The sequence below is a fragment of the Micromonospora sp. NPDC005305 genome (assembly GCF_040607315.1).
Lineage (GTDB): Bacteria > Actinomycetota > Actinomycetes > Mycobacteriales > Micromonosporaceae > Micromonospora.
In genome coordinates this window covers 2,072-26,410 of sequence record NZ_JBEXGL010000036.1, presented here as the reverse complement: position 1 = coordinate 26,410, position 24,339 = coordinate 2,072, and the positions used below count along the sequence as shown (strand labels likewise).

Annotated in this window: 21 protein-coding genes; 18 read left to right on the top strand and 3 right to left on the bottom strand. The window is 72.8% G+C overall.

The genetic code is table 11. From position 1 onward, the window contains the following. Positions 1-16 precede the first annotated feature (16 nt). Together ABZS80_RS31855 and ABZS80_RS31850 are read right to left on the bottom strand one after the other, a co-directional pair. A complete protein-coding gene (locus ABZS80_RS31855) occupies positions 17-1,036 on the bottom strand; it encodes a TAXI family TRAP transporter solute-binding subunit (protein ID WP_355061726.1) in 1,020 nt (339 codons plus the stop codon). Then, positions 1,033-3,171, bottom strand: a complete 2,139-nt coding sequence (locus ABZS80_RS31850) for a TRAP transporter fused permease subunit (protein ID WP_355061724.1) — start codon at positions 3,169-3,171, stop codon at positions 1,033-1,035. Before ABZS80_RS31850 ends, ABZS80_RS31855 begins: the two co-directional genes overlap by 4 nt. 297 nt (positions 3,172-3,468) lie before the next feature. Between ABZS80_RS31850 and ABZS80_RS31845 the strand changes: the two genes are divergently transcribed. The 3 genes from ABZS80_RS31845 to ABZS80_RS31835 all read left to right on the top strand — a co-directional run bounded on the left by ABZS80_RS31845 (position 3,469) and on the right by ABZS80_RS31835 (position 5,537). Then, the gene (locus tag ABZS80_RS31845) at positions 3,469-4,401 is read left to right on the top strand and encodes an ABC transporter ATP-binding protein (RefSeq protein WP_151463873.1); all 933 of its coding nucleotides are present in this window, start codon (positions 3,469-3,471) and stop codon (positions 4,399-4,401) included. A 64-nt stretch (positions 4,402-4,465) separates the two neighbouring features. After that, positions 4,466-5,038 carry a hypothetical protein gene (locus tag ABZS80_RS31840; RefSeq protein ID WP_355061722.1) on the top strand — a complete coding sequence of 191 codons (573 nt, stop codon included), beginning with the start codon at positions 4,466-4,468 and terminating at the stop codon, positions 5,036-5,038. A 91-nt stretch (positions 5,039-5,129) separates the two neighbouring features. Next, the gene (locus tag ABZS80_RS31835; protein WP_355061721.1) at positions 5,130-5,537 is read left to right on the top strand and encodes a carboxymuconolactone decarboxylase family protein; all 408 of its coding nucleotides are present in this window, start codon (positions 5,130-5,132) and stop codon (positions 5,535-5,537) included. Positions 5,538-5,693: 156 nt separating this feature from the next. On the opposite strand, the gene ABZS80_RS31830 is transcribed toward ABZS80_RS31835, so the two are convergent. Continuing rightward, complete coding sequence (locus tag ABZS80_RS31830) at positions 5,694-5,939, bottom strand: flavin reductase (protein ID WP_355061719.1); 246 nt, start codon at positions 5,937-5,939, stop codon at positions 5,694-5,696. A 266-nt stretch (positions 5,940-6,205) separates the two neighbouring features. On the opposite strand from ABZS80_RS31830, the gene ABZS80_RS31825 reads away from it, so the two are divergent. The 15 genes from ABZS80_RS31825 to ABZS80_RS31755 all read left to right on the top strand — a co-directional run. Next, entirely contained in the window at positions 6,206-7,009 is an 804-nt protein-coding gene (locus ABZS80_RS31825; protein ID WP_355061718.1) for a helix-turn-helix transcriptional regulator, read from the top strand. Then, complete coding sequence (locus ABZS80_RS31820; RefSeq protein ID WP_355061717.1) at positions 7,000-7,191, top strand: DUF397 domain-containing protein; 192 nt, start codon at positions 7,000-7,002, stop codon at positions 7,189-7,191. The genes ABZS80_RS31825 and ABZS80_RS31820 overlap by 10 nt, the downstream gene beginning before the upstream one ends. A 118-nt stretch (positions 7,192-7,309) precedes the next feature. Continuing rightward, the gene (locus tag ABZS80_RS31815; RefSeq protein WP_355061715.1) at positions 7,310-8,104 is read left to right on the top strand and encodes an ABC transporter permease; all 795 of its coding nucleotides are present in this window, start codon (positions 7,310-7,312) and stop codon (positions 8,102-8,104) included. 10 nt (positions 8,105-8,114) lie between these two features. Continuing rightward, positions 8,115-8,921 carry an ABC transporter permease gene (locus ABZS80_RS31810; RefSeq protein ID WP_355061713.1) on the top strand — a complete coding sequence of 269 codons (807 nt, stop codon included), beginning with the start codon at positions 8,115-8,117 and terminating at the stop codon, positions 8,919-8,921. A gap of 64 nt (positions 8,922-8,985) precedes the next feature. Next, complete coding sequence (locus ABZS80_RS31805; protein WP_355061711.1) at positions 8,986-10,002, top strand: YihY/virulence factor BrkB family protein; 1,017 nt, start codon at positions 8,986-8,988, stop codon at positions 10,000-10,002. Positions 10,003-10,216: 214 nt separating this feature from the next. Further along, complete coding sequence (locus ABZS80_RS31800; protein ID WP_151463865.1) at positions 10,217-11,395, top strand: ROK family transcriptional regulator; 1,179 nt, start codon at positions 10,217-10,219, stop codon at positions 11,393-11,395. 23 nt (positions 11,396-11,418) lie between these two features. Further along, positions 11,419-13,002: a sugar ABC transporter ATP-binding protein gene (locus ABZS80_RS31795; RefSeq protein ID WP_355061744.1), complete on the top strand. Its 1,584-nt coding sequence runs from the start codon at positions 11,419-11,421 to the stop codon at positions 13,000-13,002. Continuing rightward, positions 12,999-14,108: an ABC transporter permease gene (locus ABZS80_RS31790; RefSeq protein WP_355061710.1), complete on the top strand. Its 1,110-nt coding sequence runs from the start codon at positions 12,999-13,001 to the stop codon at positions 14,106-14,108. The genes ABZS80_RS31795 and ABZS80_RS31790 overlap by 4 nt, the downstream gene beginning before the upstream one ends. Before the next feature lie 93 nt (positions 14,109-14,201). Then, entirely contained in the window at positions 14,202-15,254 is a 1,053-nt protein-coding gene (locus tag ABZS80_RS31785) for a substrate-binding domain-containing protein (protein WP_355061709.1), read from the top strand. A gap of 20 nt (positions 15,255-15,274) precedes the next feature. Further along, a complete protein-coding gene (locus tag ABZS80_RS31780; protein WP_355061708.1) occupies positions 15,275-16,480 on the top strand; it encodes a Gfo/Idh/MocA family oxidoreductase in 1,206 nt (401 codons plus the stop codon). A gap of 242 nt (positions 16,481-16,722) precedes the next feature. Beyond that, on the top strand, positions 16,723-17,343 hold the full coding sequence (locus ABZS80_RS31775) for an EboA domain-containing protein (RefSeq protein WP_355061706.1): 621 nt from the start codon (positions 16,723-16,725) through the stop codon (positions 17,341-17,343). Beyond that, positions 17,343-18,158 (top strand): TatD family hydrolase, encoded by an 816-nt coding sequence (locus ABZS80_RS31770; RefSeq protein ID WP_355061704.1) that lies wholly within the window; start codon positions 17,343-17,345, stop codon positions 18,156-18,158. The genes ABZS80_RS31775 and ABZS80_RS31770 overlap by 1 nt, the downstream gene beginning before the upstream one ends. A 52-nt stretch (positions 18,159-18,210) precedes the next feature. Continuing rightward, a complete protein-coding gene (locus ABZS80_RS31765) occupies positions 18,211-19,332 on the top strand; it encodes a polyprenyl synthetase family protein (RefSeq protein ID WP_355061702.1) in 1,122 nt (373 codons plus the stop codon). Between the two features lie 283 nt (positions 19,333-19,615). After that, positions 19,616-22,450, top strand: a complete 2,835-nt coding sequence (locus ABZS80_RS31760; protein ID WP_355061700.1) for an RICIN domain-containing protein — start codon at positions 19,616-19,618, stop codon at positions 22,448-22,450. Between the two features lie 71 nt (positions 22,451-22,521). Continuing rightward, positions 22,522-24,339 (top strand): ThuA domain-containing protein (locus ABZS80_RS31755; protein ID WP_355061698.1); only part of this gene is annotated, 1,818 nt, incomplete at its 3' end.

The window sequence follows — 24,339 nt, the reverse complement described above, 5'->3', positions numbered from 1 at the left end:
GGCCCGGCTCGTCGGGTCAGCTCGCGCCGAGGTCCTTGAGCGCCCGGTCGGCCCCGCGGTGCAGCCCCACCGGGTCGGTCTTGCGGGCGTTGGTCAGGTCGATGCCCTTGGCGGCCGGGTTGGCCTGGGCGAGGGTGTCCTTCTTCTCGAAGACCGTCTTCGTGATCACACAGGCCACGTCGGCGTCGAGGTTGTCGCGGACCAGCAGCACGTTCGGCACCACGATGGTGGGCACGTCGGCGCCGGTCCGGTAGATGTCCTTGCCGATGGTGCCGGCCTGGTAGGCCGGGTTCAGCTCGGTCATCTTCGGCAGCAGGGTGCTGATGTCGAGGAACCGCACCTTGTCGCCGGCCGTGGTGAACAGGTCGGTCACCCCGCCGGTGGGCACGCCGCCGGACCAGAAGAAGCCGTCGATGCTGCCGTCCTTCATCCCGTCGACGGTCTTGGTGAGGTCGAGCCGCTGCGCCTGGATGTCCGTGGCCGGGTCCAGCCCGGCGGCGGTGAGCAGCCGGTTGGCGATGACCTCGGTGCCGGACTTGGGCGACCCGGTGGAGATCTTCTTCCCCTTCATGCCGGCCACCGAGGTGATCCCGGAGTCGGCCCGGACGACCACCTGGGTGTAGTTGTCGTAGATCCGGGCCAGCGCCTTCACCGGCTGCGGGGAGCTGAAGCTGTCCTTGCCCTGCACCGCGTTGACCGCGGTGTCGAAGAGGGAGAACGCCACGTCGTACTGGCCGGCCACGAGCTGTTCCACGTTCTGCACCGAGGCGCCGGTCTCGGCGGCGGTGCCGGTGAGCTTGCCGCCGGTGGCCGCGGAGAGCTGGCCGGCCAGCGCGTTGCCGACCACGTAGTAGACGCCCGTGGCGTTGCCGGTCGCGATGCCGACCCGGGTGTCCTTGGCTACCTTGCAGGTGATCTCGCGGGCGGCGTCGTCCTTCGCCGCGCCGTCCTGACGGCCCCCGCATCCGGCGGTGCCGGCCGCGACCAGGGCCAGCGCCCCGACGCCCGCGGCGATCCGCACGTCGATCCGTCTCACTCTTTCTCCTCCCGGTGGTCCACCAATTCAGGGACCGACGGGCCGCCGGCGCGACCGGCGGAGCCACGTCGGACGAGCACGCCCGCGACGGCCAGCGCGGCGAGCACCGCGCCGACCGTGACGGGCAGGGGTTCCAGCCAGAGCAGCACCAGCCCGGCGACCGCGCCGAGGAGCCGCTCCGGCGTGCCGGCCGGACCGACGCCGGGCAGCCAGCCGCCGGCCGCCACCGCCAGCACGGTGACGCTGAGCGCCGAGACCACCGCGGCCGCCGCGATCCGCCCGACCCCGCCGATGCCGAGCAGGCCGAGGCCGGTCGGCGTGATCACGAAGGCGATCGGGATGAGGTACGCGGGCAGCGCGTACCGCAGGGTCTGCCACATGGTCGGCACCAGCCGGCCGCCGGTGACCGCGGCGGCGGCCACCGCGGCGAGCGCGGTCGGTGGGGAGACCTCGGACAGCACCGCGAAGTAGAAGACGAACATGGCCGCGGCGGGGGCGGCCACGCCGAGGTGCAGCAGCGCCGGGCCGATGATCACCCAGCCGATCACGAAGGAGGCGGTGACCGGCACGGCCAGCCCGAGCAGGCTGAGCGCGACCGCGGCGAGCAGTGCCGTGAGGGCCAGCACCACGGCGGGCTCGGAGCTGACCGCCTGCGCCCCGCTGACCAGCAGCGCGGCGGCCTGCGGGCCGAGGCCCGTCTTCGTGGTGGTGGCCGTGATGATGCCGGCCGCCGCGCAGACGGCGCTCACGGCGAGCACCCCGCGTACGCCGCCGCTGAGCGCCTCGACGAGGCGGGCGGGGGTGAGCCGGTGCCGGCGGTCCAGGAAGGACAGCGCGGCGGCCAGCACGGTGGCGATCACCACGGCCCGGGTCGCCGAGGCGCCCATGGCGAGCACCACGATGATCACGATGAGGGAGAGGAAGTGGTAGCCGAAGCGGAGCAGCAGCCGCCCGGCCGAGCCGCTCTCGATGACCACCGGGCGGACCCCGGAGCGCCGGGCGTCGATCTCGACGGACAGCAGGATGCCCAGGTAGTAGAGGATCGTCGGCACGGTGGCCCAGCCGAGCACCTGCAGGTAGGACACGCCCAGGTATTCGGCGATGATGAACGCCGCGGCGCCCAGCGTGGGCGGGGAGAGGATCGCGCCGACGCCCGCGGCGGCCAGCATGCCGCCGGCCCGCTCGGGCGGGTAGCCGGCGCGGCGCAGGATCGGCCAGGTCACCGCCCCGATGCTGACCGTGGTGGCGGCGCCCGAGCCGGACACCGTGCCGAGCAGGAAGCCGGAGGCGACGGCCGTGCGTCCGGCCGCGGTGCGGGAGCGGCGGAACGCGGCGGCGGACAGCTCGACGAAGAACCGGCCGGCCCCGGAGAGGTCCAGCACCGCGCCGTAGATGGTGAACAGCACGATGTACGACGCGGCCACGTCGAGCGGGGTGCCGTAGAAACCGCTGTCGGAGTTGTAGAACGCGTCGACCAGTTGCGCGAAGTCGAGCCCGGCGTGGGCCACCGGCCAGGCCTGCGGCAGCAGCCCGCCGTAGTAGCCGTAGGCGAGGAACAGCAGGCAGACGGCCGGGAGGATCCAGCCCGTGGTGCGCCGGCACGCCTCCAGCAGCAGGAGCAGCAGCACGGTGCCGAGCACCACGTCCAGCGGCACGAGCAGGCCCTGCCGGTCGAGGAACGCGTCATAGCCGCCGCCGCCCGCGCCGAGGGTCACCGGCAGCACGGGGTAGAGGCAGGCCAGCAGCGCGACGGCGGCGAGCAGCCAGTCGGCAGGGCGGGGACCGCGCCGCTCCGCCGGCTCGCCGCCGGCCGGCCGGCGGCGCAGCCGCACCCCGGAGGGGTACGCCAGGAACACCATCGGCAGCACGCCGGCGAGGAAAATGATGAGGTAGTACTTGCTGCCCTGAGCGAGCGGGAAGAACACCTGCCAGAGCGCGAGCAGGGCGACGGCCAGGGTGGCGCCGGTGAACAGCAGCGCGACCGGTCCGGTCAGCACCCGCCCCGGTTTCTCGTCCTCGAACCGGGCCGCCAGTTCCCGGGTGTCGTGGTGCGTCTCCGCCGGCCCGTCGTCGGCCCACACCGGGCCGGCGACCGCGCCGCTGTCGGGCGGGAGCGGCACGGGAGCGGTGTCCACGTCGGACGCCGCGGATTCCGCCGCAGGGGGCCGCGGCGGCGGAAGATTCGCGTCGGAGGAGCGAACGGGCGGCACGAGGGGGCACGATACGCGAATCGTCTACATCATGGGAACATTGCCGGACGTGATTGCGTGGAGTGAGCGGAATGACGAGCTGCTCACTCACCGCAGGCCAATTCTGAGCTGCCTTCACAATTGTCGCGGGAAAGCCGCAAATGGCGTTCCAGCCGTGCCGGCCCGCCCGCGCCCCCGCGTTAACCGGTCGAGCCTGTCGGACCCGGCGGTTAGGGTCAGCCGGTGACCAGCGCGCAACCACTCATTCAGGCGCGGGGGCTGGTGAAGCGGTTCGGTGACTTCACGGCCGTCGACGGCATCGACGTCGAGGTGCGCCCCGGCGAGGCGTTCGGTTTCCTCGGGCCCAACGGCGCCGGCAAGTCCTCCACCATGCGCATGATCGGCTGCATCTCGCCGCCCTCGGGCGGGGAGCTGCGCATCCTCGGCATGGACCCGGTCCACGACGGGCCGGCGATCCGGGCCCGGCTGGGGGTCTGCCCGCAGCTCGACAGCCTCGATCCCGAGCTGACCGTCCGGGAGAACCTGACCACCTACGCGCGCTACTTCGGCATCCCGCGCCGGGTGGCCCGCGAGCGGGCCGCCGAGCTGCTCGACTTCGTCCAGCTCACCGAGCGGGCCGAGAGCAAGGTGGAGCCGCTCTCCGGCGGCATGAAGCGGCGGCTGACCATCGCCCGCGCCCTGGTCAACAACCCCGAGATCGTGCTGCTCGACGAGCCCACCACCGGCCTCGACCCGCAGGCCCGGCACCTGGTCTGGGAGCGGCTGTTCCGGCTCAAGCAGCAGGGCGTCACGCTGGTGCTCACCACCCACTACATGGACGAGGCCGAGCAGCTCTGCGACCGGCTGGTGGTGATGGACGGCGGCCGGATCGTCGCCGAGGGCTCGCCCCGGGCGCTGATCGCGCAGCACTCCACCCGCGAGGTGGTCGAGCTGCGTTTCGCGGCCGAGTCGCAGGAGGCGTTCGCCGGCAAGCTGGGCGGGCTGGGGGAGCGGGTCGAGGTGCTGCCGGACCGCATCCTGCTCTACGTGCCCGACGGCGACGCCGCGCTGGCCGAGGTGACCGCGCGCGGCCTCGTCCCGGCCAGCGTCCTGGTCCGGCGCAGCAGCCTGGAGGACGTCTTCCTCCACCTCACCGGCCGCACCTTGATCGACTAAGGTGGCGGGTCCAGGTCCAGGTCCGCCGCCTCGGGCGGCCGGGTGATTGACGGGAGTGTCCGACATGGTGGGTCTGCCGCGGCGTCAGGCCGGGCTCACGGCGCTCTACCTCGGCGTGTTCGCCGCCGTCTGGTTCAGCGTCCCGAAGGCCGATCCGCCGTTGCGGTCGCTGCTGGTGGTGGGCAGCGTCGTCGCGCTGGTCGCCGCGGCCGTCGGCGCCGTGCTCGTGATCCGGGCCGGGCGACCGGCGGCGGGCGGGCGCGACCGGTCCGCCGACCGGCGCTACGGGCTCGTCGTCGTAGCCGAGGTCGTCGTCGGCCTGGTCGGCGCGCTGATCCTGGCCGCCGCCGGGCTCACCGGCTACATCCCGGTGCTGGTCTGCGCCGTGGTCGGCATCCACTTCGTGCCGCTGGCCCCGGTGCTGCGCGACCGGCTGCTGGTGCCGCTCGGGGTGGCCGTCACGCTGGTCGCCCTCGCCGGCCTGGTGGTCGACCTCGTCTCGGGGGTGTCGGCCGGGCTGGTCGTCGGCACCGGCACGGGCGTCCTCCTCCTGGCCTACGCGGTGCTCGCCCTGTTCCGCACGCGCGGCCTCGACCACCAGGCCGTCGGAGCGGAAGCCGAGCGCCAGGCCGCCTGACCGCCCGGCGGGAGCTGTGCCGTTTGTCCGGCCCGACCGCGGGTAACCGCGGCCAGCCGACCGGACGACTGGGCAGAGGTAGGGCAGGACCATGACCGGAGACGAACAGTACGAGCGAGGTCTGGAGGCGCTGCGGCAGGCCGACAGCGGGGCCGGGCAGAAACTCCTCGAGGCCCTGGCCGACGTCTCACCCGAGCTGAGCTACCGGTCCGTCGCCTGGTCCTACGGCGACCTCTACGTCCGGCCCGAGCTGGCGCGCCGCGACCGCGAGCTGCTGTGCCTCGGCGTGCTCACCGCCCTCGGTGACGCCGGGGCCCAGCTGGAGGTGCACGTCAACGGCGCGCTCAACGCCGGCCTGACGCCGTCGGAGATCGTCGAGGCGCTGCTGCAGGCGGTGGTCTACTGCGGGGTGCCGCGGGCGGTCAACGCCACCCTCGTCGCCAAGAAGGTCTTCGCGGAACGCAACCTGCTCCCCGTCCGCCCCACCCCGGCCGGCTGACCCGCAGTTCCCCCACCGGCCGGCGGCCATCCCCCGACGGCACCCCCGCACCCCGTACCGTCGATCAAGAAGTTTGCGTCGCCCTCCGCGCGAATCCCGACGCAAACTTCTTGATCAACGCCAGTGGGGCGCGGTCTCCGGCGTCGTTGAGGGTGGTCAGCGTGGGCGGGCCCAGGTGACGAAGCGGTCGGCCAGCCGCTGCGGCGCGTCCCGCCCGTGCCGGTCGGCGAGGTCCGCCGTGGCCTCGCACAGGAGCGTGCCGAGGTAGACGAGCAGGGCGATCCGGTCCTCGCGATACTCCCCGAGCAGCGCCAGCCGGGCCGGCGAGCACGGCCACGGTGCGCCGCAGGCCCGGCAGCGCCAGGACGGCCGCGCCGCCACGTGCGGGCGGTAGCGGGGCATCAGCGCACGCCCTCCGCCGCCGGGGTCGGGCGCCACCAGAACCTGAGTCGCATGAGCTGGGCCTCCGTCGTGGGATGGGGGTGCCCGCGCACCTCGTCGTGCGCGGGCACCCCCGGCCTGGTTCCGCCCGCCGTCCGGTGCCCGTGAGCGGTTCCGCTGCGTGACAGTCTGGTGACCCGGCGACTACGGTGGGAGATCCCGCGCGCCGACGACCGGGGCGTACGGCGGCCGGCCCGGAGCGGTACGAGGATGTACGGAGGCTGTCCGTGGACCGTTCGTCCATGCTGGACCACTTCGCCGAGGAGTTGCGGCTCGCCCGCGCCACCAGTGGCATGTCCCAGAGCGCGCTGGCCGAGGCCCTCAGCTACTCGGGTGCGCTCGTGGCCAAGGTGGAGACCTGCGAGCGCCGGCCGGGCCTCGACTTCGCCCGCCGCTGCGACACCGTGTTCGGCTCGGACGGGCGGTTCGAGCGGATCCAGCGGCGGATCAGCCGGGAGACGGTGGTGCCGTGGTTCCGCGACTGGGCCGCCATCGAACAGGAGGCCCGTGCCCTGCGCACGTTCGAACCGCTGTGTGTGCCCGGTCTGTTGCAGACCGAGGGCTACGCGCGTGCCATCCATGCCGGCGGTGGCCTGTTCGCGGCGGACGAGATCGACCGGCAGGTGACGACCCGGTTGGATCGGCAGGCAGTGCTCGCCCGCGACCGGCCGCCGTTGTTCAGCGTGGTCGTGGACGAGTATGTGCTGCGCCGCCGGATCGGCGGGCCGGAGGTGATGCGTGAGCAGTTGCAGCACCTGGTGAAGCTGGGCGTCGCGCTGCCGCGGGTCCGTATCCACGTCGTGCCGATGTCGGCCGGCGCGTACCCTGGGCTCGCCGGACCCTTCGTGATCGCCACCTTGCCCGCCGGGGAGGACGTCATCTACCTGGAGGGGCAACGCCACGGCCAGGTCGTCGACCGAACCGACTTCGTGCAGCAGATGGTCGAGGTGTGGGAGTCGATCCGGGGTGAGGCACTATCCCACCAGCAGTCCCTCGACCTGATGGCGGAAGTGGCGGAAACATGGATCTGACCGGCGCCCGGTGGCACAAGAGCACCCGCAGCAGTGGCCAGGGCGGCAACTGCGTGGAGGTGGCCGGGAACCTTCCCGGCGTGGTCGCCGTCCGCGATTCCAAGGATCCGGCCGGTCCCGTGCTGGCGTTCGGCCCGGACGCGTGGCGCGCGTTCGTCACGCGGGTCGCCGGCCGGCCGTAGCACCCGACCTCGCGGAAACCCCGGCGACACCGTCCGTCGCCCGTCGTAGGGTGACCGGCGTCCTGTCGTACCCGAGCGGTAGGAAGGGCGACGTGGGCGGAGAACGGGGGTGGTCCACATGACCGTGGCGGAACGGTCCGGCCGGGCACTGCCCCGGGTGCCGGCGCTGGCGGTGCTCTCCCACCACCTGGTCGGCTACCGGCGCACCTGGCGGGCCGGGGTCTTCTCGTCGTTCCTGCTGCCGGTGCTCACCGTGCTCGGCTTCGGCGTCGGGGTCGGCGCCTATGTCGACCAGGGCGTCGGCGGGGTGCCCTACCTCGACTGGCTGGTGCCCGGCCTGATCGCCTCCACCGCCTTCCAGGTCGCCGTCGGCGAGTCGACGTGGCCGGTGCTCAGCAACTTCCGCTGGATCCGCACCTACCACGCGCAGGTCGCGGCGCCGCTGCGCACCGGCGACATCCTGGCCGGGCACCTCGCGTTCGTGCTGTTCCGGGTGCTCACCAGCACGCTGGCGTTCCTGCTGGTGACGGCGCTGTTCGGGGCGCTGCGCTCGCCCTGGGCGCTGACCGTCCCGCTGGTGAGCGTGCTGCTGGGCCTGGCGGTGGCGGCGCCGACCTTCGCGTACGCCGCCGCGGTGCCCGGCGACAGCTACCTGGCGCTGCTGTTCCGCTTCGCGATCATCCCGATGGCCCTCTTCGCCGGGGTGTTCTTCCCGGTCGAGTCGCTGCCGGTCGGGCTGCGCCAGTTCGCCTACGCGACCCCGCTCTGGCACGGGGTGGACCTGTGCCGGGCCGCCACACTCGGCGTCGCTCCGCAGTGGTCGGTCACCGGCCACCTGCTCTACCTCGCGGTCTGGGCCGGCGCCGGCTGGTGGCTGGCCCGGCGCGTGTTCCAGCGTCAGCTCGTCGTCTAGGAAGGGTGTCGTGGTCGCTCTCGTCCTGCCCCGGCTGGTCAGTCCGGCGGGGGCCCGCCGCTCGGCCTCGGTCGCCGAGCGCAACTTCACCGCCCTGCGCAGCGCCTACTGGCTGGTGCTGCTCTCCGGCTTCCTGGAGCCGGTGCTCTACCTCTTCTCGATCGGCGTCGGGGTGGGCGCGCTCGTCGGCGACCTCACCCTGCCCGGCGGTCGGCTGGTCTCCTACGCGGCGTTCGTGGCCCCGGCCATGCTCGCCTCGTCGGCGATGAGCGGGGCGCTGTCGGAGACCACCTTCAACTTCTTCGGCAAGATGAAATACATGAAGCTGTACGACGGGGTCATCGCAACCCCGGTGCAGCCGTTCGAAATCGCCCTCGGCGAGCTGGGCTGGGCGATGCTCCGCGGCGGCCTCTACTCGGCCGCGTTCCTGGTCCTCATGGTGGCGATGGACCTGACCACCGCCGGTCGGGCCCTCGCCGCGTTCCCGGCCGCCGTGCTGGTCGGCTTCGCCTTCGGCGCGCTGGGCATGACCGTCTCCACGCTGATGCGCAGCTGGCAGGATTTCGACCTCATGGGCTCGGCCCAGTTCACCCTCTTCCTCTTCTCCGGCACGTTCGTCCCGGCGGAGGCCTATCCCTCGGTGCTGCGCTGGGTCGTCGAGCTGACCCCGCTCTACCGGTCGGTGCACCTGATCCGGGGCATCTGCGTGGGCGGGTCCGGCTGGTCCTGGCTCGTCGACGTGGCCTACCTGGTGGCGCTGACCGCCGGCATGCTCGCGCTGGCCTCCCGACGGATGAGCAGGTTGCTGTACAAGTAGGTGGTTAACCGGCCCTCCCCTCGGGGCATGTCGTGGTGACAACACAGACGACGAGGGAGGGGCGATGGCCGCCGACGAGTCTTCCGCCCGGCAGGGGCGCGACCGCACCGGGCCGGTGGGCCCGGACGAGGGGCCGGACAGTCCCACCGATCTGCCCGCCACGGGGTGGGTGGCGACGCTCAAGCGCACCGTGCGGGAGTTCCAGGACGACAGCCTGACCGACTGGGCCGCCGCGCTCACCTACTACGGGGTGCTGTCTATCTTCCCGGGTCTGCTGGTGCTGATCTCCCTGCTCGGCCTGCTCGGTAACGAGGCCAAGTCGGGGGTGCGGGACACCGTCGGCCAGGTGGTGCCCGAGGAGAACATCCGGACGATCATCGAGACGGCGATCGACCAGGCCGGCTCCTCCGGCGGGCTCGCCAGCATCGCCGCGATCATCGGTCTGCTGGCCGCGTTCTGGTCGGCGTCCGGCTACATCGCCGCCTTCATGCGCGCCTCGAACAGCATCTACGACGTGCCGGAGGGCCGGCCGATCTGGAAGACGCTGCCGATCCGGCTCGGTGTGACCGCGGTGATCGGCGTGATGCTCCTGGCCAGCGCGGTGATCGTGGTCTTCACGGGCGGTCTCGCCGAGCAGGTGGGCAACGCCATCGGGCTGGGCTCGACGACCGTCACGGTGTGGAACATCCTCAAGTGGCCGGTGCTGCTCGTGCTGGTCAGCCTGATGTTCGCGATCCTCTACTGGGCCTCGCCGAACGCCCGGCACGGCGGCTTCCGCTGGGTCAGCCCGGGCGGCATCCTGGCCGTGGTGATCTGGATGGTCATCTCCGGCCTGTTCGCCCTCTACGTCAGCAACTTCGCCTCGTACAACAAGACCTACGGCGCGCTGGCCGGCGTGATCGTCTTCCTGGTCTGGCTCTGGCTCAGCAACATCGCCATCCTGCTCGGCGCGGAGTTCGACGCCGAGTTGGAGCGCAGCCGTGCCATCGAGGCCGGGCACCCGGCCGACGAGGAGCCGTACGTCGAGCTGCGCGACGACCGCAAGCTCAAGAAGAAGCGCAACGCCGCCACCCGACGCTGACCAGCGACGCATCCGGGGCCGTCCCCGCCGCACCGATCGCGGCGGGGGCGGCCTGCTTTTCATGATCGACTCATCGCTTTTGCTCATACGGACAAAAGTTTCCGCCAGATGTGCCGAAGCTATGGACACGTGACCTGGAAGGCTCCTACTGTGTCGGACACGACACATCGCCGTTGCGCCGATGTGAACGACTCCGATGCGGAGGTGAGTCCCGGTGCGGACGGTCGACCCCCTGCACGTACAGCTCCTGCGAACCCTCCGGGACGAGGGGGCCGTCTCCCGCGCCGAGCTGGGCGACCGGCTCCAGATGCCCCGCCCGCGCCTCCTCGCCGAGCTGGAGCGGCTGGTCAACCTCGGCTATGTGGCCGAGGCCGGGCTGGCCGCCTCCCGGGGCGGCCGCCGGTCCACCCTGGTCGAGCTGAGCCCGCACCTGCGCTTCGCCGCGGTCGACCTGGGCGCCAGCTCGATCGACGTCGAGGTGGTGAACGGCCGGCTGGAGCCCGTGGCCGCCTACACCGAGCCCGCCGACATCCGCTCCGGCCCGAAGGTGACCCTCCACCGGGTCAACGAGCTGCTGCACAAGGCCAGGGTGGACGGCGCGTACGAGCGGCTCGACGCGATCGGCATCGGCGTCCCGGGGCCGGTGAGCTTCCGGGACGGGGTGCCCGTCTCGCCGCCCATCATGCCGGGGTGGGACCGCTATCCGGTGCGTGAGCTGCTCACCCGCGAGCACGGCTGCCCCGCGGTGGTCGACAACGACGTCAACATCATGGCCATCGGCGAGCGGCACGGCGGCGTCGCCCACTCGGTCGACGACTTCCTGTTCATCAAGATCGGCACCGGCATCGGCTGCGGCATCTACCTCAACGGCGGGGTCTACCGGGGCACCGACGGGTGCGCCGGCGACATCGGCCACATCCAGGTCGACCCGAACGGTCCGATGTGCTCCTGCGGCAACCTCGGTTGCCTGGAGGCGGTGTTCAGCGGGGCCGCGCTGGCCCGGGCGGCCACCGCCGCGGCCCGCGCCGAGGTGTCGCCCGCGCTCGTCGAGCGGCTCGCCGCCCGGGGCGCGGTGACGGCGCTGGACGTCGCGCAGGGGGCGGTCGAGGGGGACGTCACCTGCATCCAGCTCATCCGCGACGGGGGCCGGCGGGTTGGCAGCGTGCTGGCCGGCCTGGTCAGCTTCACCAACCCGTCGATGATCGTGATCGGTGGCGGGCTCGCGCAGCTCGGCCACATCCTGCTCGCCGAGATCCGCAGCGTGGTCTACCGCCGCTCGCTGCCGCTGGCCACCGGCAACCTGCCGGTCGTCCTCTCCGAGCTGGGTCCCCGCGCCGGCGTCGCCGGCGCCGCGGTGCTCGCCAGCGACCTCGCCTTCGGCGAAGCCGCATGAGCGCGACGAGCGAGCCGGGCGGCATGAACAGCGAGGAGGCCGACGTGACGAACGAACCACTCGTCGAGGCGCCCGCCGACACCGTCGCGGGTGAGGTGGTCCTGCGCCTCACCGACGTGGTCAAGACCTTCCCCGGCGTACGCGCGCTGGACGGCGTGCAGCTGGAGGTGCGGGCCGGCGAGGTGCACTGCCTGCTCGGGCAGAACGGCGCCGGCAAGTCCACCCTCATCAAGGTGCTCGCCGGGGTGCACCGGCCGGATTCCGGCGAGGTGGTGTGGCGCGGCGAGCCGGCGGCCTTCGCCAACCCGCAGGCCGCCATGCGGGCCGGGATCGCCACCATCTACCAGGAACTCGACCTGGTCGAGGACCTGTCGGTGGCGGAGAACGCCTTCCTCGGCCACGAGCCGCGCCGGCTCGGCTTCGTCCGGCGCGGGCACATGGCCCGGCGGACCCGGCAGATCCTGGCCCGGCTCGGCCACCCGGAGATCCCGCCCGGCCGGCTGGTCCGCCACCTGCCGGCCGCCGGCAAGCAGATCGTCAGCATGGCCCGGGCGCTCTCCCACGAGGCCCGACTGATCATCATGGACGAACCGAGCGCCGTGCTCGCCCACGACGAGGTGGGCAACCTGTTCCGCATCATCCGGGAACTCACCGCGCAGGGCATCGCCGTCATCTACATCTCCCACCGGCTGGAGGAGATCTGCGAGATCGGCGACCGGGTCACCGTACTCAAGGACGGCCGGACCACCGCGGCGAACCTGCCGGCCCGCGAGACCCCGACCCGCGACCTGGTCTCCCGGATGACCGGCCGGACCATCGAGTACGTCTTCCCGGACCGCCCCGCCGAGGACCCGGCCGGCGCGGAGCTGCTGCGGGTGGAGGGGCTGACCCGGCACGGCGAGTTCGCCGACGTCTCGCTCGACGTGCGGGCCGGGGAGATCGTCGGCATCGCCGGGCTGGTCGGCTCCGGCCGCTCGGAGCTGCTGGAGACGATCTACGGGGCCCGCCGCGCGGAAGCCGGCACGGTCCGGATGGGCGGCCGGGCGCTGCGCCCGGGCAGCGTCGGCGCGGCCGTGAAGGCCGGCATGGGGATGGCCCCCGAGGAGCGCAAGAGCCAGGCGCTGCTGCTCGGCGAACCGATCTACCGCAACGTCACGCTGGCCACCTTCGGCCGGTACGCCCGCCTCGGCTTCACCGACGCCGGGCGGGAGCGGGCCGCGGCGGACCGGATCGCCGCCTCGCTGGAGCTGCGCCCCCGGGACGTCCGCCGGCCGGTGCGCACCCTGTCCGGCGGCAACCAGCAGAAGGTGGTGGTCGGGCGGTGGCTGCTCGGGGACACCCGGCTGCTGCTGCTCGACGAGCCGACCCGGGGCGTGGACGTGGGCGCCCGGGCCGAGCTCTACCAGGTGATCCGGGAGCTCGCCGCGCGGGGCGTCGGGGTGCTGCTGGTCTCCAGCGAGGTGCCCGAGGTGCTCGGCCTGGCCGACCGGGTGCTGGTGATGCGGGAGGGCCGGGTGGTCCGCGAGGCCCCGGCCGGCGAACTCGACGAGAACACCGTGCTCGACCTCGTCATGGCGGGGTCCCTCATGGAAGGCGCGCCAGCATGAGCGACACGACACCCACGGCGGCGCCCGAGCGGGCGGCGGGGCTGCCGGCCCAGTCGCCGCCGGTCGACCCGGCCGAGACCGCGAAGGCCGACGCCCGGCCGGGACTCTCCTGGTGGAGCGGGGACCGCGGGGAGGGCGCCAAGCGCAACCTCGGCCTGCTGGCGACGCTGGTGGTGCTGGTGGTCATCGGCATCCTGACCCGGCCCGACCTCTACGGCGACGCGAACTGGGTGTGGGGCAACACCCTCACCATCCTCAAGCTCGCCTCGGTGGTCGGCGTGGTCACCGTCGGGATGACCTTCGTGATCATCGGTGGCGGCATCGACCTGTCGGTCGGCGCGATCGTCGCGATCGCCGGGGTCTGGAGCACCACGCTCGCCACCCAGAGCTACGGCGCCGGCGGCATGATCTTCAGCGCGCTCACCGTCGGGCTGGCCGTCGGCGTGGTCAACGGGCTGCTCATCTCGTACGGGCGGCTGGTGCCGTTCATCGCCACGCTGGCCATGATGGTCGCGGCGCGCGGCCTGGCCGCCGAGATCTCCGACAAGCAGACCCAGGTCTCCAACGACGGCTTCATCAACGGCATCGCCACGACGAAGCTGCTCGGCATCCCGCTGCTGGTCTACATCCTCGCCGCGGTGGTCGCGGCCGGCTGGGTGCTGCTCAACCGGACCACCTTCGGCCGCCGCACGGTGGCCGTCGGCGGCAACCCCGAGGCGGCCCGGCTCGCCGGCATCGACGTCCGCCGGCACACCGTGCTGCTCTACGCGCTCTCCGGCCTCTGCTGCGGCATCGCCGCGATCATGCTGACCGCGCAGGCCACCTCCGCCCAGGCGGCGATGGCCAACCTCTACGAGCTGGACGCGATCGCCGCCGCGATCATCGGCGGCACGCTGCTCAGCGGCGGGCGGGGCACCATCATCGGCTCCCTGCTCGGCGTGATCATCTTTTCGACGATCACCAACCTCTTCGCCATCAACGGTCTCTCCACGGAGGCCCAGAACATGGTCAAGGGCGGCATCATCGTCGTCGCCGTCCTGGTCCAGCAGGTGCAGTTCCGCAGTCTCACCCAGTTCCTCGCCCGCAACCGGGCCACCACCACCTGATCCCACCGCGACCGCCAGGCCGCCGTCATCCGACGGTGGTCCGGCCCACCGCACCCGAAATCACTCCCACCACACCTCATTCAGGAGGCCGTCATGACAACGCAGGGCAGCGACCTGTCGCGCCGCCGGCTGCTCTTCGGCGGGGCCGCAGTCTCCGCCGGCGTGCTGCTCGCCGGGTGCACCAGCAACGAGCAGGCCCCGAGCGCCGCGCAGACCAAGGCCGCCGCGGCCGGCGCCAACAGCGAGCCGGGCAAGAAGGTGACCATCGGCTTCTCCGCGCCGGCCGCTGACCACGGCTGGATCGCCGCCATCACCAACAACGCCAAGGCGCAGGCCGGCGCGTACTCGGACGTGGAGCTGAAGAGCGTGGAGGCCGGCGCGGACGCGGCGGCCCAGCGCGCGGCCCTGTCCACGCTGATCTCCCAGAAGCCCGACGTGATCGTGCTGCTGCCGCACGACGGCAAGGAGCTCAACGCGTTCGGCCTGGAGGCCATGAAGGCCGGCATCCCGGTGGTCAACCTCGACCGGGCCTTCCCGGACGCCAAGGCGTACCGGCTGCAGATCAAGGGTGACAACTACGGCATGGGGGTCGCCGCCGCGACGTACATGATCGAGCAGTTCAAGGCCAAGGGCGTCAGCGCTCCGGTCATCGGTGAGATCGCCGGCATGGACGAGCTGGAGCTGACCCAGGAGCGGTCGAAGGGCTTCGCCGACACCCTGGCCCAGGCCGGGTTCAAGGTGAGAAACCGGCGGGCGGCCAGGTTCACCGCCGACTCCGGCCAGCAGGAGGCGACCGGGCTCCTCCAGGCCCTGCCGAAGATCGACGCGATCTGGAACCACGACGACGACCAGGGCATCGGCGTCCTCGCCGCCGTCAACCAGGCCAACCGCAAGGAGTTCTTCATGGTCGGCGGCGCCGGCTCGAAGAAGGCCATGGAGGCCATCGCGGCCGACAACACGGTGCTGAAGGCCACCGTCACCTACAGCCCGTCGATGGCCTCCTCGGCCATCACCCTGGCCCGCCTCATCGGCCAGGGCAAGGGCATGTCCGACCTGGTCGAACTCCAGGTGCCGAAGGAGATCGTCCTCGCCTCCGAGACGATCACCAAGGAGAACGCGAGCAGCTACCTGAAGCTCGGGTTCTGACACACGGGGGGAGATCCACCTTGTCCACTCACGACAACGTCCTGCGCGTCGGCATGGTCGGCTACGCGTTCATGGGCGCCGCGCACTCCCAGGCGTGGCGCACCGTGAACCGCGTGTACGACCTGCCGGCGCAGGTGCGGATGGCGCTGGTCTGCGGCCGGGACGAGCCGAAGGTAGCCGAGGCCGCCGGCCGGCTCGGCTGGGACGGGCACACCACGGACTGGCGGCGGCTCGTCGAGTCCGACGAGATCGACGTGGTCGACATCTGCACACCGGGGGACAGCCACTGCGAGATCGCCCTCGCCGCGCTGGCCGCGGGCAAGCACGTGCTGTGCGAGAAGCCGCTGGCCAACACCGTCTCCGAGGCCCGGGAGATGGCGGCCGCCGCCGCCCGGGCCCAGGCCGCCGGGGTACGCGCCATGTGCGGCTTCAACTACCGCCGAGTGCCCGCGGTCGCCCTGATGCGGCAGCTCGTCGCCGACGGGCGGCTCGGCGAGATCCGGCACGTCCGGGCGGTCTACCTCCAGGACTGGATCGTGGACCCGCAGTTCCCGCTGGTCTGGCGGTTGCAGAAGGACAGGGCGGGCTCCGGCGCGCTCGGCGACATCGGCGCGCACATCATCGACCTGACCCAGTACGTGACCGGGCAGCTCATCTCCGGGGTCAGCGCGGTCACCGAGACGTTCGTCAAGGAACGGCCGCTGCCGGGCGGGTCGAGCGGCTTGGCCGCACAGGCCGACGGCAACGGCCGGACGACCGGCCGGGTGACCGTGGACGACGCGGCCGTCTTCGTGGCCCGGCTCGACGGTGGGGCGCTCGCCACCTACGAGGCGACCCGGTTCGCCACCGGGCGCAAGAACGCCCTGCGTGTCGAGATCAACGGCTCGCTGGGCAGCGTCGTGTTCGACCTGGAACGCCTCAACGAACTGGAGTTCCTCGACGCCACCCGGCCGGCCGCCGAGCAGGGCTTCAGCCGCATCCTGGTGACCGAGCCGGAGCACCCGTACCTGTCGGCGTGGTGGCCGCCCGGCCACATCATCGGCTACGAGCACTCCTTCACCCACCAGATGCGCGACTTCGTCGAGGCGGTTGCCACCGGCGTCGACCCGGCGCCGTCGTTCGCCGACGCGTTGCAGGTCCAGCTCGTGCTCGACGCGGTGACCCGCTCCGCCGAGCGGGCCGCGTGGACGGAGGTGGAGCCCGCGCTGGCCGAGGTGGCCGCCTGACCGATTCACGGCGGCGCCCCGTGCGCCGCCCGAAGGGCTTTCCGGTGCCGGCCGGCGAGGGCCCGCCGCGGTTGCGCCCCGCGGCGGGGACGAGGCCGGCCCCGGAGAGCGTGCCGCCGCGGCGAACCCGCGGCCGGCACGAACCAGCACGGCCGTCCGGTGCGGCCGGACCGGGATTCCCCGGCCGCACCGGCCGACCGGCCCCGACGACGACGGGGAGGCGAACCCATGGGTACGGCGGCATGACACCCCACCGACTGCGCGCCGCGCTGCGGGGCGTACCCGATCCGCGGTGGCTGGACGCGGCCCTGCGCCGCGTCGCGACCGATCCCGCGGCGATCGCGCGGCTGTTCGCCACCGCGGCCCGGAAGTGCGGCCGGGGACCGCTGCCCGACCCGCCGGGCTGGACCGTCGACGAGGCCGCCCGGGCACTGCTGCTCACCGCGCTCCCCGCCGGCCACGCCGCGGCGGCCGAGTCGCTCTACCGGCACGGCGACGCCGCCGAGAAGCGGGCCGTGCTGCGGGCCCTGCCGCTGCTGCCCATCGGGGCGGAGTGCGTGCCGCTGCTGCATGACGCGATCCGCACCGACGACACGCGGCTGGTGGCCGCCGCGCTGGGCCGGTACGCCCGGCACCTGGAGCAGCCGGCCTGGCGTCAGGCGGTGCTCAAGTGCGTCTTCACCGGCGTGCCGCTGGCCGTCGTCGACGACCTGGCCGGCCGGGCCGACGGCGAGCTGGCCGCGATGCTGGCCGGGCTTGCCGCCGAGCGGCACGCGGCCGGCCGGAGCATGCCCGCCGACGCCGCCGATCTGCTCGACCGGCTCGGCGCCGGCTCGCCGTCGACCACCATCCCGGAGGCGTGATGCGCATCTTCGACCCGCACATCCACATGACGTCCCGGACCACCGACGACTACGAGCGGATGGCGGCCGCCGGGGTGCGTGCCGTGGTGGAGCCGGCGTTCTGGCAGGGCCAGCCCCGCACCAGTGTGGACACCTTCGTGGACTACTTCGACTCGCTGATCGGGTGGGAGCCGTTCCGGGCCGGCCAGTTCGGCGTCCGGCACCACGCCACCGTGGCGCTGAACCCGAAGGAGGCCAACGACCCGCGCTGCCGCCCGGTGCTCGACCTGCTCCCGCGTTACCTGGACAAGGACGGCGTGGTGGCGGTCGGCGAGATCGGCTACGACTCGATGACGCCGGCCGAGGACGCCGCCTTCGCCGGGCAGCTCGCCCTGGCCGTGGCGCACGACCTGCCCGCCCTCGTGCACACCCCGCACCGGGACAAGGCCCGTGGCGTCGAGCGCACGCTGGCGGTGGTCACCGAGTCCGGCATCGACCCCGGGCGGGTGCTGGTCGACCATCTCAACGAGGTCACCGTGCGGCTCGTGCGGGACACCGGCTGCTGGCTCGGCTTCTCGATCTATCCCGAGACGAAGATGTCGCCGCCGCGGATGGTCGAGTTGCTGCGGACGTACGGGATCGAGCGGATCCTGGTCAACTCGGCCGCCGACTGGGGGCGCTCGGACCCGCTGCTCACCCGCGCCACCGGGGAGGCCATGCTGCTCGCCGGTTTCACCGAGGACGACGTGGATCGGGTGCTCTGGCGCAACCCGGTCGAGTTCTACGGCCAGTCGGGCCGGCTGGACCTCGCCGACCTGGATGGGCTCCGAGGCTGAACGGGGCTGTCCGGTGGAGTCCGCGGGACACGCACGCGCGGTATTGTCAGCCATGGATACCGACCGGCTCGGGATCTGCCTGGATGCGGCGCCCCGGGAGGCGCTGACCCGCACCGTCGAACCGACCGATCCGGCCCTGCTGCGGGCCCGCTTCGACGCCGCGCTCGCCGCGTTCCTGCATGAGCGCCGGCCGGGCCGGCCGGGCGACGACGGCACGGACGCCGTCCATGCCGTGCTCCGCCGGTTCGTCCTGGCGGGCGGCAAGCGGCTGCGGCCCCTGTTCTGCTACTGGGGCTGGCGGGCCTTCGGCGGCACGGACGGCACGCCGATCGTGGTGGCCGCGGCGGCACTGGAGCTGTTCCACGCCTTCGCGCTGATCCACGACGACATCGTGGACCGCAGTGACCGCCGGCGCGGCCGGCCCACCGTGCACCGGGTCTTCGCCGAGCGGCACGCCCGGGCCGGCTGGCGCGGCGACCCGGAGGCGTACGGCCGGCAGGCGGCCCTGCTCTGCGGCGACCTGTGCGCCGCCTGGTCCGCCCAGATGTTCCACGGCTGCGGGCTGGCCACCGAGCGGCTGCGCCGGGGCCACGCCCTGCTCGCCCGGATGCGGGCCGAGGTGATCGCGGGGGAGTACCTCGACGTGGTGGCCGCGGCCGGCGACGGATCGGTGGAGAGCGCCCTCGCGGTGGTGCGGCTGAAGACGGCCCGCTACACGGTGACCCGCCCGGTGCAGCTCGGCGCCGCCCTGGTCGGCGCCGACCCGGACGTGGTGGCCGCGCTGGCCGGGTTCGGCGACCCGTTGGGGGACGCCTTCCAGCTCCGCGACGACCTGCTCGGCGTCTTCGGCGACCCGGCGGTGACCGGGAAATCCAACCTGGACGACCTGCGGGAGGGCAAGCCGACCGTGCTCATGGCGCTGGCCCGGGCGGCCGCCGGGCCGGCGGGGGTGGCGCGGTTGCGGGCGCTGGTCGGTGATCCGGCCCTGGACCCGGCGGGGGCCGCCGAGGTGCGCGGGATCGTGGAGGCCTCCGGTGCGCGCGCGGCGGTGGAGCGGATGATCCGGTCCCGGGCCGACGCGGCCCTGGCCGCGCTGGACGGGCTGCCGCTCGCGGGGCCGGCCCGGACGGCGCTGGCCGGGCTGGCGGCCCGGGCCGTGGACCGCCGCCGCTGACGGCGACTTTTGTCGCTCATCGACGAAAGTCGTTCCGGAACCAGCGGAAGCTATGGACAGACAGATCGAAAGGTCTTAATGTCGTGCGCAAGCACAGAGCTGTTTCGTCGAGGTCAACCGCCCGCACCCGGCACCCTCGTCGAGGTGACCGGCCGGCCGCAACCACCGGCGGTCACGGCCCACCGAGCCTCATCCGGCGGGCCCGGCGCAGCATCCCCGCACGGCATCCGGCGCGACGCGCGCCCGATCCAGGCTGCGCGCGTCAGGAAGGGACAGCAGAGGCATGTCCAGCCCCCACCACACCCCCACCCGACGATGGCTCCCCGCCGGGTCGGCGCTGCTGCTCGCGGCGGCCGCCGGCGCGGTCGGCCTGGCCGCGACCCCCGTCCCGGCGTCCGCCCACCCCATCCCGGCGAGCGACTTCCAGCAGGTCGAACTCGCCCGCGGCGTCGCCGAGATGGGCGAACCGATGTCCCTCGCGGTGCTGCCCGACCGCTCGGTCCTGCACACCGCCCGCAACGGCACGCTGCGCCGCACCGACGCGGCCGGCACCACCACCGTCATCGGCACCCTGCCGGTCTACACCCACGACGAGGAGGGGTTGCAGGGCGTCGGCGTCGACCCCGGCTTCGCCACCAACCGGCACATCTACCTCTACTACGCGCCGCCGCTGTCCACGCCGGCCGGGGACGCCCCGGCCACCGGCACCGACTTCTCCGCCTGGCAGGGTGTCAACCGGCTCTCCCGGTTCACGCTCAACGCCGACTTCACGCTCAACCAGGGCAGCAAGGTCGACGTGCTCGACGTGCCGGCCGACCGCGGGCTGTGCTGCCACGTCGGCGGGGACATCGACTTCGACGCCGCCGGCAACCTCTACCTCTCGACCGGCGACGACACCAACCCGTTCGACTCCGCCGGCTACGCGCCGCTCGACGAGCGGACCAACCGCAACCCTGGGTACGACGCGCAGCGCAGCGCCGGCAACACCAACGACCTGCGCGGCAAGATCCTGCGGATCAAGGTGAACGCCAACGGCACGTACGCGATTCCGAGCGGCAACCTCTTCGCGCCCGGCACCGCGCGGACCCGCCCCGAGATCTACGCCATGGGCTTCCGCAACCCGTTCCGGATGAGCGTCGACCGGGCCACCGGCATCGTCCACGTCGGCGACTACGGCCCGGACGCCGGCACCAGCTCGGCCCGCGGCCCCTCCGGGCAGGTCGAGTTCGACCGGGTCACCGGGCCGGGCAACTACGGCTGGCCGTACTGCACCGGCACCAACACGGCCGCCGAGACGTACGCCGAGTGGGACTTCGCCACCGGCACCGCGGGCACGAAGTACAACTGCACCGGCGGCCCGACGAACAACTCGTTCCGCAACACCGGCCAGAGCACCCTGCCGGCCGCGAAGCCGGCCTGGATCCGGTACGCGGGCGACGCCGGCAGCCCGCCCGAGTTCGGCGGCGGCTCCGAGTCGCCGATGGCCGGCCCGGTCTACCGCTACGACGCCGCCAACCCCTCCACCACCAAGTTCCCGCAGTCCTTCGACGGGCAGTTCTTCGCCACCGAGTTCGGCCGCGGCTGGATCAAACCGATCCACCTCAACGCCGACGGCTCGCCCGGCACCATCGACGCCTTCGGATGGACCGGCAAGCAGGTGATGGACTCCGCGTTCGGGCCGGACGGCGCCTACTACGTGCTCGACTACGGCACCGGCTACTTCAACGGCGACGCCAACTCGGCGCTGTACCGCTTCGACTACCTCGGCGGCGGCAACCGCGCCCCGGTGGCCCGGGCCGCCGCCGACCGGACCTCCGGCGCGGCACCGCTGGCCGTCGCCTTCTCCTCGGCCGGCTCGTCCGACCCGGAGGGCGGCGCGCTGACGTACGCGTGGGCGTTCGGCGACGGCGGCACCTCGACGGCGGCCAACCCGTCGCACACCTACACCGCCAACGGCCGCTACACCGCCACCCTCACCGTCCGGGACCCGCAGGGCGCCACCGGCACTGCCAGCGTGGTCATCACCGTCGGCAACACCGTGCCGACCGTCACCGTGAACAGCCCGGGCAACGGCCAGCTCTTCTCCTTCGGCGACACCGTGCCGTTCCGGATCACCGTCACCGACCCGGAGGACGGCACGATCGACTGCACGAAGGTCACGATGACCTACGTGCTCGGCCACGACCAGCACGGCCACCAGATCACCTCGGCCACCGGCTGCACCGGGTCGATCAGCATCCCCGTGGACGGCGAGCACGACGACGCGGCGAACATCTTCGCGATCTTCGACGCCGAGTACACCGACTCCGGCGGCCTGACCACGCACACCCAGCACACCCTCCAGCCCCGGCACCGGCAGGCCGAGCACTTCAAGACCTCCGCCGGGATCAACACCTTCGACAAGGCGACCGCCGAGGGCGGCAAGACCGTCGGCGACGTCCACAACGGGGACTGGATCGCGTTCGAGCCGTACCAGCTCGGCAACGTCACCGGCTTCAGCGCCCGGGTCTCCTCGGCCGGGGTGGGCGGCACCCTCCAGGTGCGGGCCGGCTCGGCGACCGGCACCGTGCTCGGCTCGGCCACCGTGCCGGTGACCGGTGGCTGGGACACGTTCACCACGGTGACCGGCGCGGTCGCCAACCCGCCCGCCGGGACCACCACGCTCTACCTCACCTTCGCAGGCGGCGCGGGCGCGCTCTACGACGTGGACTCGTTCACGCTCGCCACGTCCGCCGCGCGTACCGGCCCGGTGCGCGGCCTGGCCGGCAAGTGCCTGGACGTGCGCAACGCGGCGACCGCCGACGGCACCCAGATCCAGCTCTACACCTGCAACGGCACCGCGGCGCAGACCTGGACGGTGACGCCGAACGCGACGGTCAAGGCGCTGGGCAAATGCCTCGACGTGTCGGGTGGCGGGTCGGCCGACGGCACAAAGATCCAGCTCTGGACGTGCAACGGCAGCGGAGCGCAGAACTGGTCGGCGCAGGCCGACGGCACGCTGCGCAACCCGCAGTCCGGCAAGTGCCTCGACGTCTCCGGCAACACCTCCACCGACAGCACCCCCGTACACCTCTGGACCTGCACCGGCGCGGCCAACCAGAAGTGGACCCTGCCCTGAGCTGAAGGAGGGGCCCCCTGTTAACGCCTGGCGTTGTACAGGGGCCCCCTCCTAACACCTAGGAGAGCGACATGGGACTCCTCCGCACCGCCCTCGGCGCGGCTACCGCCGTCCTTGCCTGCACCACCCCGGCCACCCCGGCGGCTGCCGCCGACGCGCCCTACGACGTGCTGGTCTTCTCCAAGACCGCCGGCTTCCGGCACGACGCCATCCCCGCCGGCATCCAGGCCGTCCGCGATCTCGGCGCGGCGAACAACTTCACGGTCACCGCCACCGAGGACGCCGCCCAGTTCACCACCGCCAACCTCGCCCGGTACGAGGCCGTGGTCTTCCTCAACACCACCGGCGACGTGCTCAACGCCACCCAGCAGACCGCCTTCGAGGCGTACGTCGGCGCGGGCGGGGGCTACGTGGGCGTGCACGCCGCCGCCGACACCGAGTACGACTGGCCGTTCTACGGCAACCTGGTCGGCGCCTGGTTCGCCTCCCACCCGGCCATCCAGCCGGCGAACGTGAAGGTGGAGGACCGGGCGCACGCCGCCACCGCCCACCTGCCGCAGACCTGGAACCGCACCGACGAGTGGTACAACTACCGCACCAACGCCCGGTCCACGGCGCACGTGCTGGCGACCCTCGACGAGTCGTCGTACTCCGGCGGCTCGATGGGCGGTGACCACCCGCACGCCTGGTGCAAGACGTACGCGGGCGGCCGGTCGTTCTACACCGGCGGCGGCCACACCCAGGCGTCCTACGCCGACGCGGCGTTCCGGGCCCACCTGCTCGGCGGCATCCGGTACGCGGCCGGCCGCGCCAAGGCCGACTGCCGCCCGGAGACCGGCTACGCGCCGCTCTACACCGGCGCCACCACCGGCTGGTCCCAGGCCGGGCCGGGCAGCTTCACCAACGCCGACGCCACCCTCACCTCGGTCGGCGGGATGGGCCTGTACTGGTACAGCGCCCGGCAGTTCACCACCTACTCGCTGAAGCTGGACTGGCGGCTCGCCGGTGACGACAACTCCGGCGTCTTCATCGGCTTCCCGCCGTCGAGCGACCCCTGGTCGGCCGTGGACAACGGCTACGAGATCCAGATCGACCCGACCGACAGCCCCGACCGGACCACCGGCGCGGTCTACACGTTCAAGTCCGCCGACCTGCCGGCGCGGGACGCGGCACTCAACCCGGCGGGGGAGTGGAACACCTACGAGCTGCTGGTCGAGGGGGAGCGGCTCCAGGTCTTCCTCAACGGCGTGAAGATCAACGACTTCACCAACACCGACCCGGCCCGCTCGCTCGCCGGCCACGTCGGCATCCAGAACCACGGCACCGGCGACGACGTCTCGTTCCGCAACATCCGGATCAAGGAGCTGGGCACCACCCCGCCGACCGGCAACACCACCGTGCAGGCCGAGGCGTTCAGCTCGGCCAGCGGGGTCACCCCGTTCACCAAGGCCGGCGCCAACGGCGGGCAGACCCTGGGGTACGTCGACCCGGGCGACTGGGCCGCGTACCAGGGGCTGGACCTGACCGGGGTGACCGCGCTGCGGGCCCGGGTGGTCTCCGGCGGCCCGGGCGGCACCCTCCAGCTCCGCACCGGCTCCCCGACGGGCGCCGTGCTCGGCCAGGTGGCGGTGCCCAACACCGGCGGCTGGACCACCTTCGCCGACGTCAGCACCGCGCTGGCCGGCGTGCCGACCGGCAGCCAGACCGTCTGGTTGACCTTCGCCGGCACCGGCTCCGGCCTGTACGACGTCGACGACTTCACCCTGGTCCGGGGCGGCGGGGGCGGCGGCGGGACCGGCCCGGTGCGCGGCCTGGCCGGCAAGTGCCTGGACGTGCGCAACGCGGCGACCGCCGACGGCACCCAGATCCAGCTCTACACCTGCAACGGC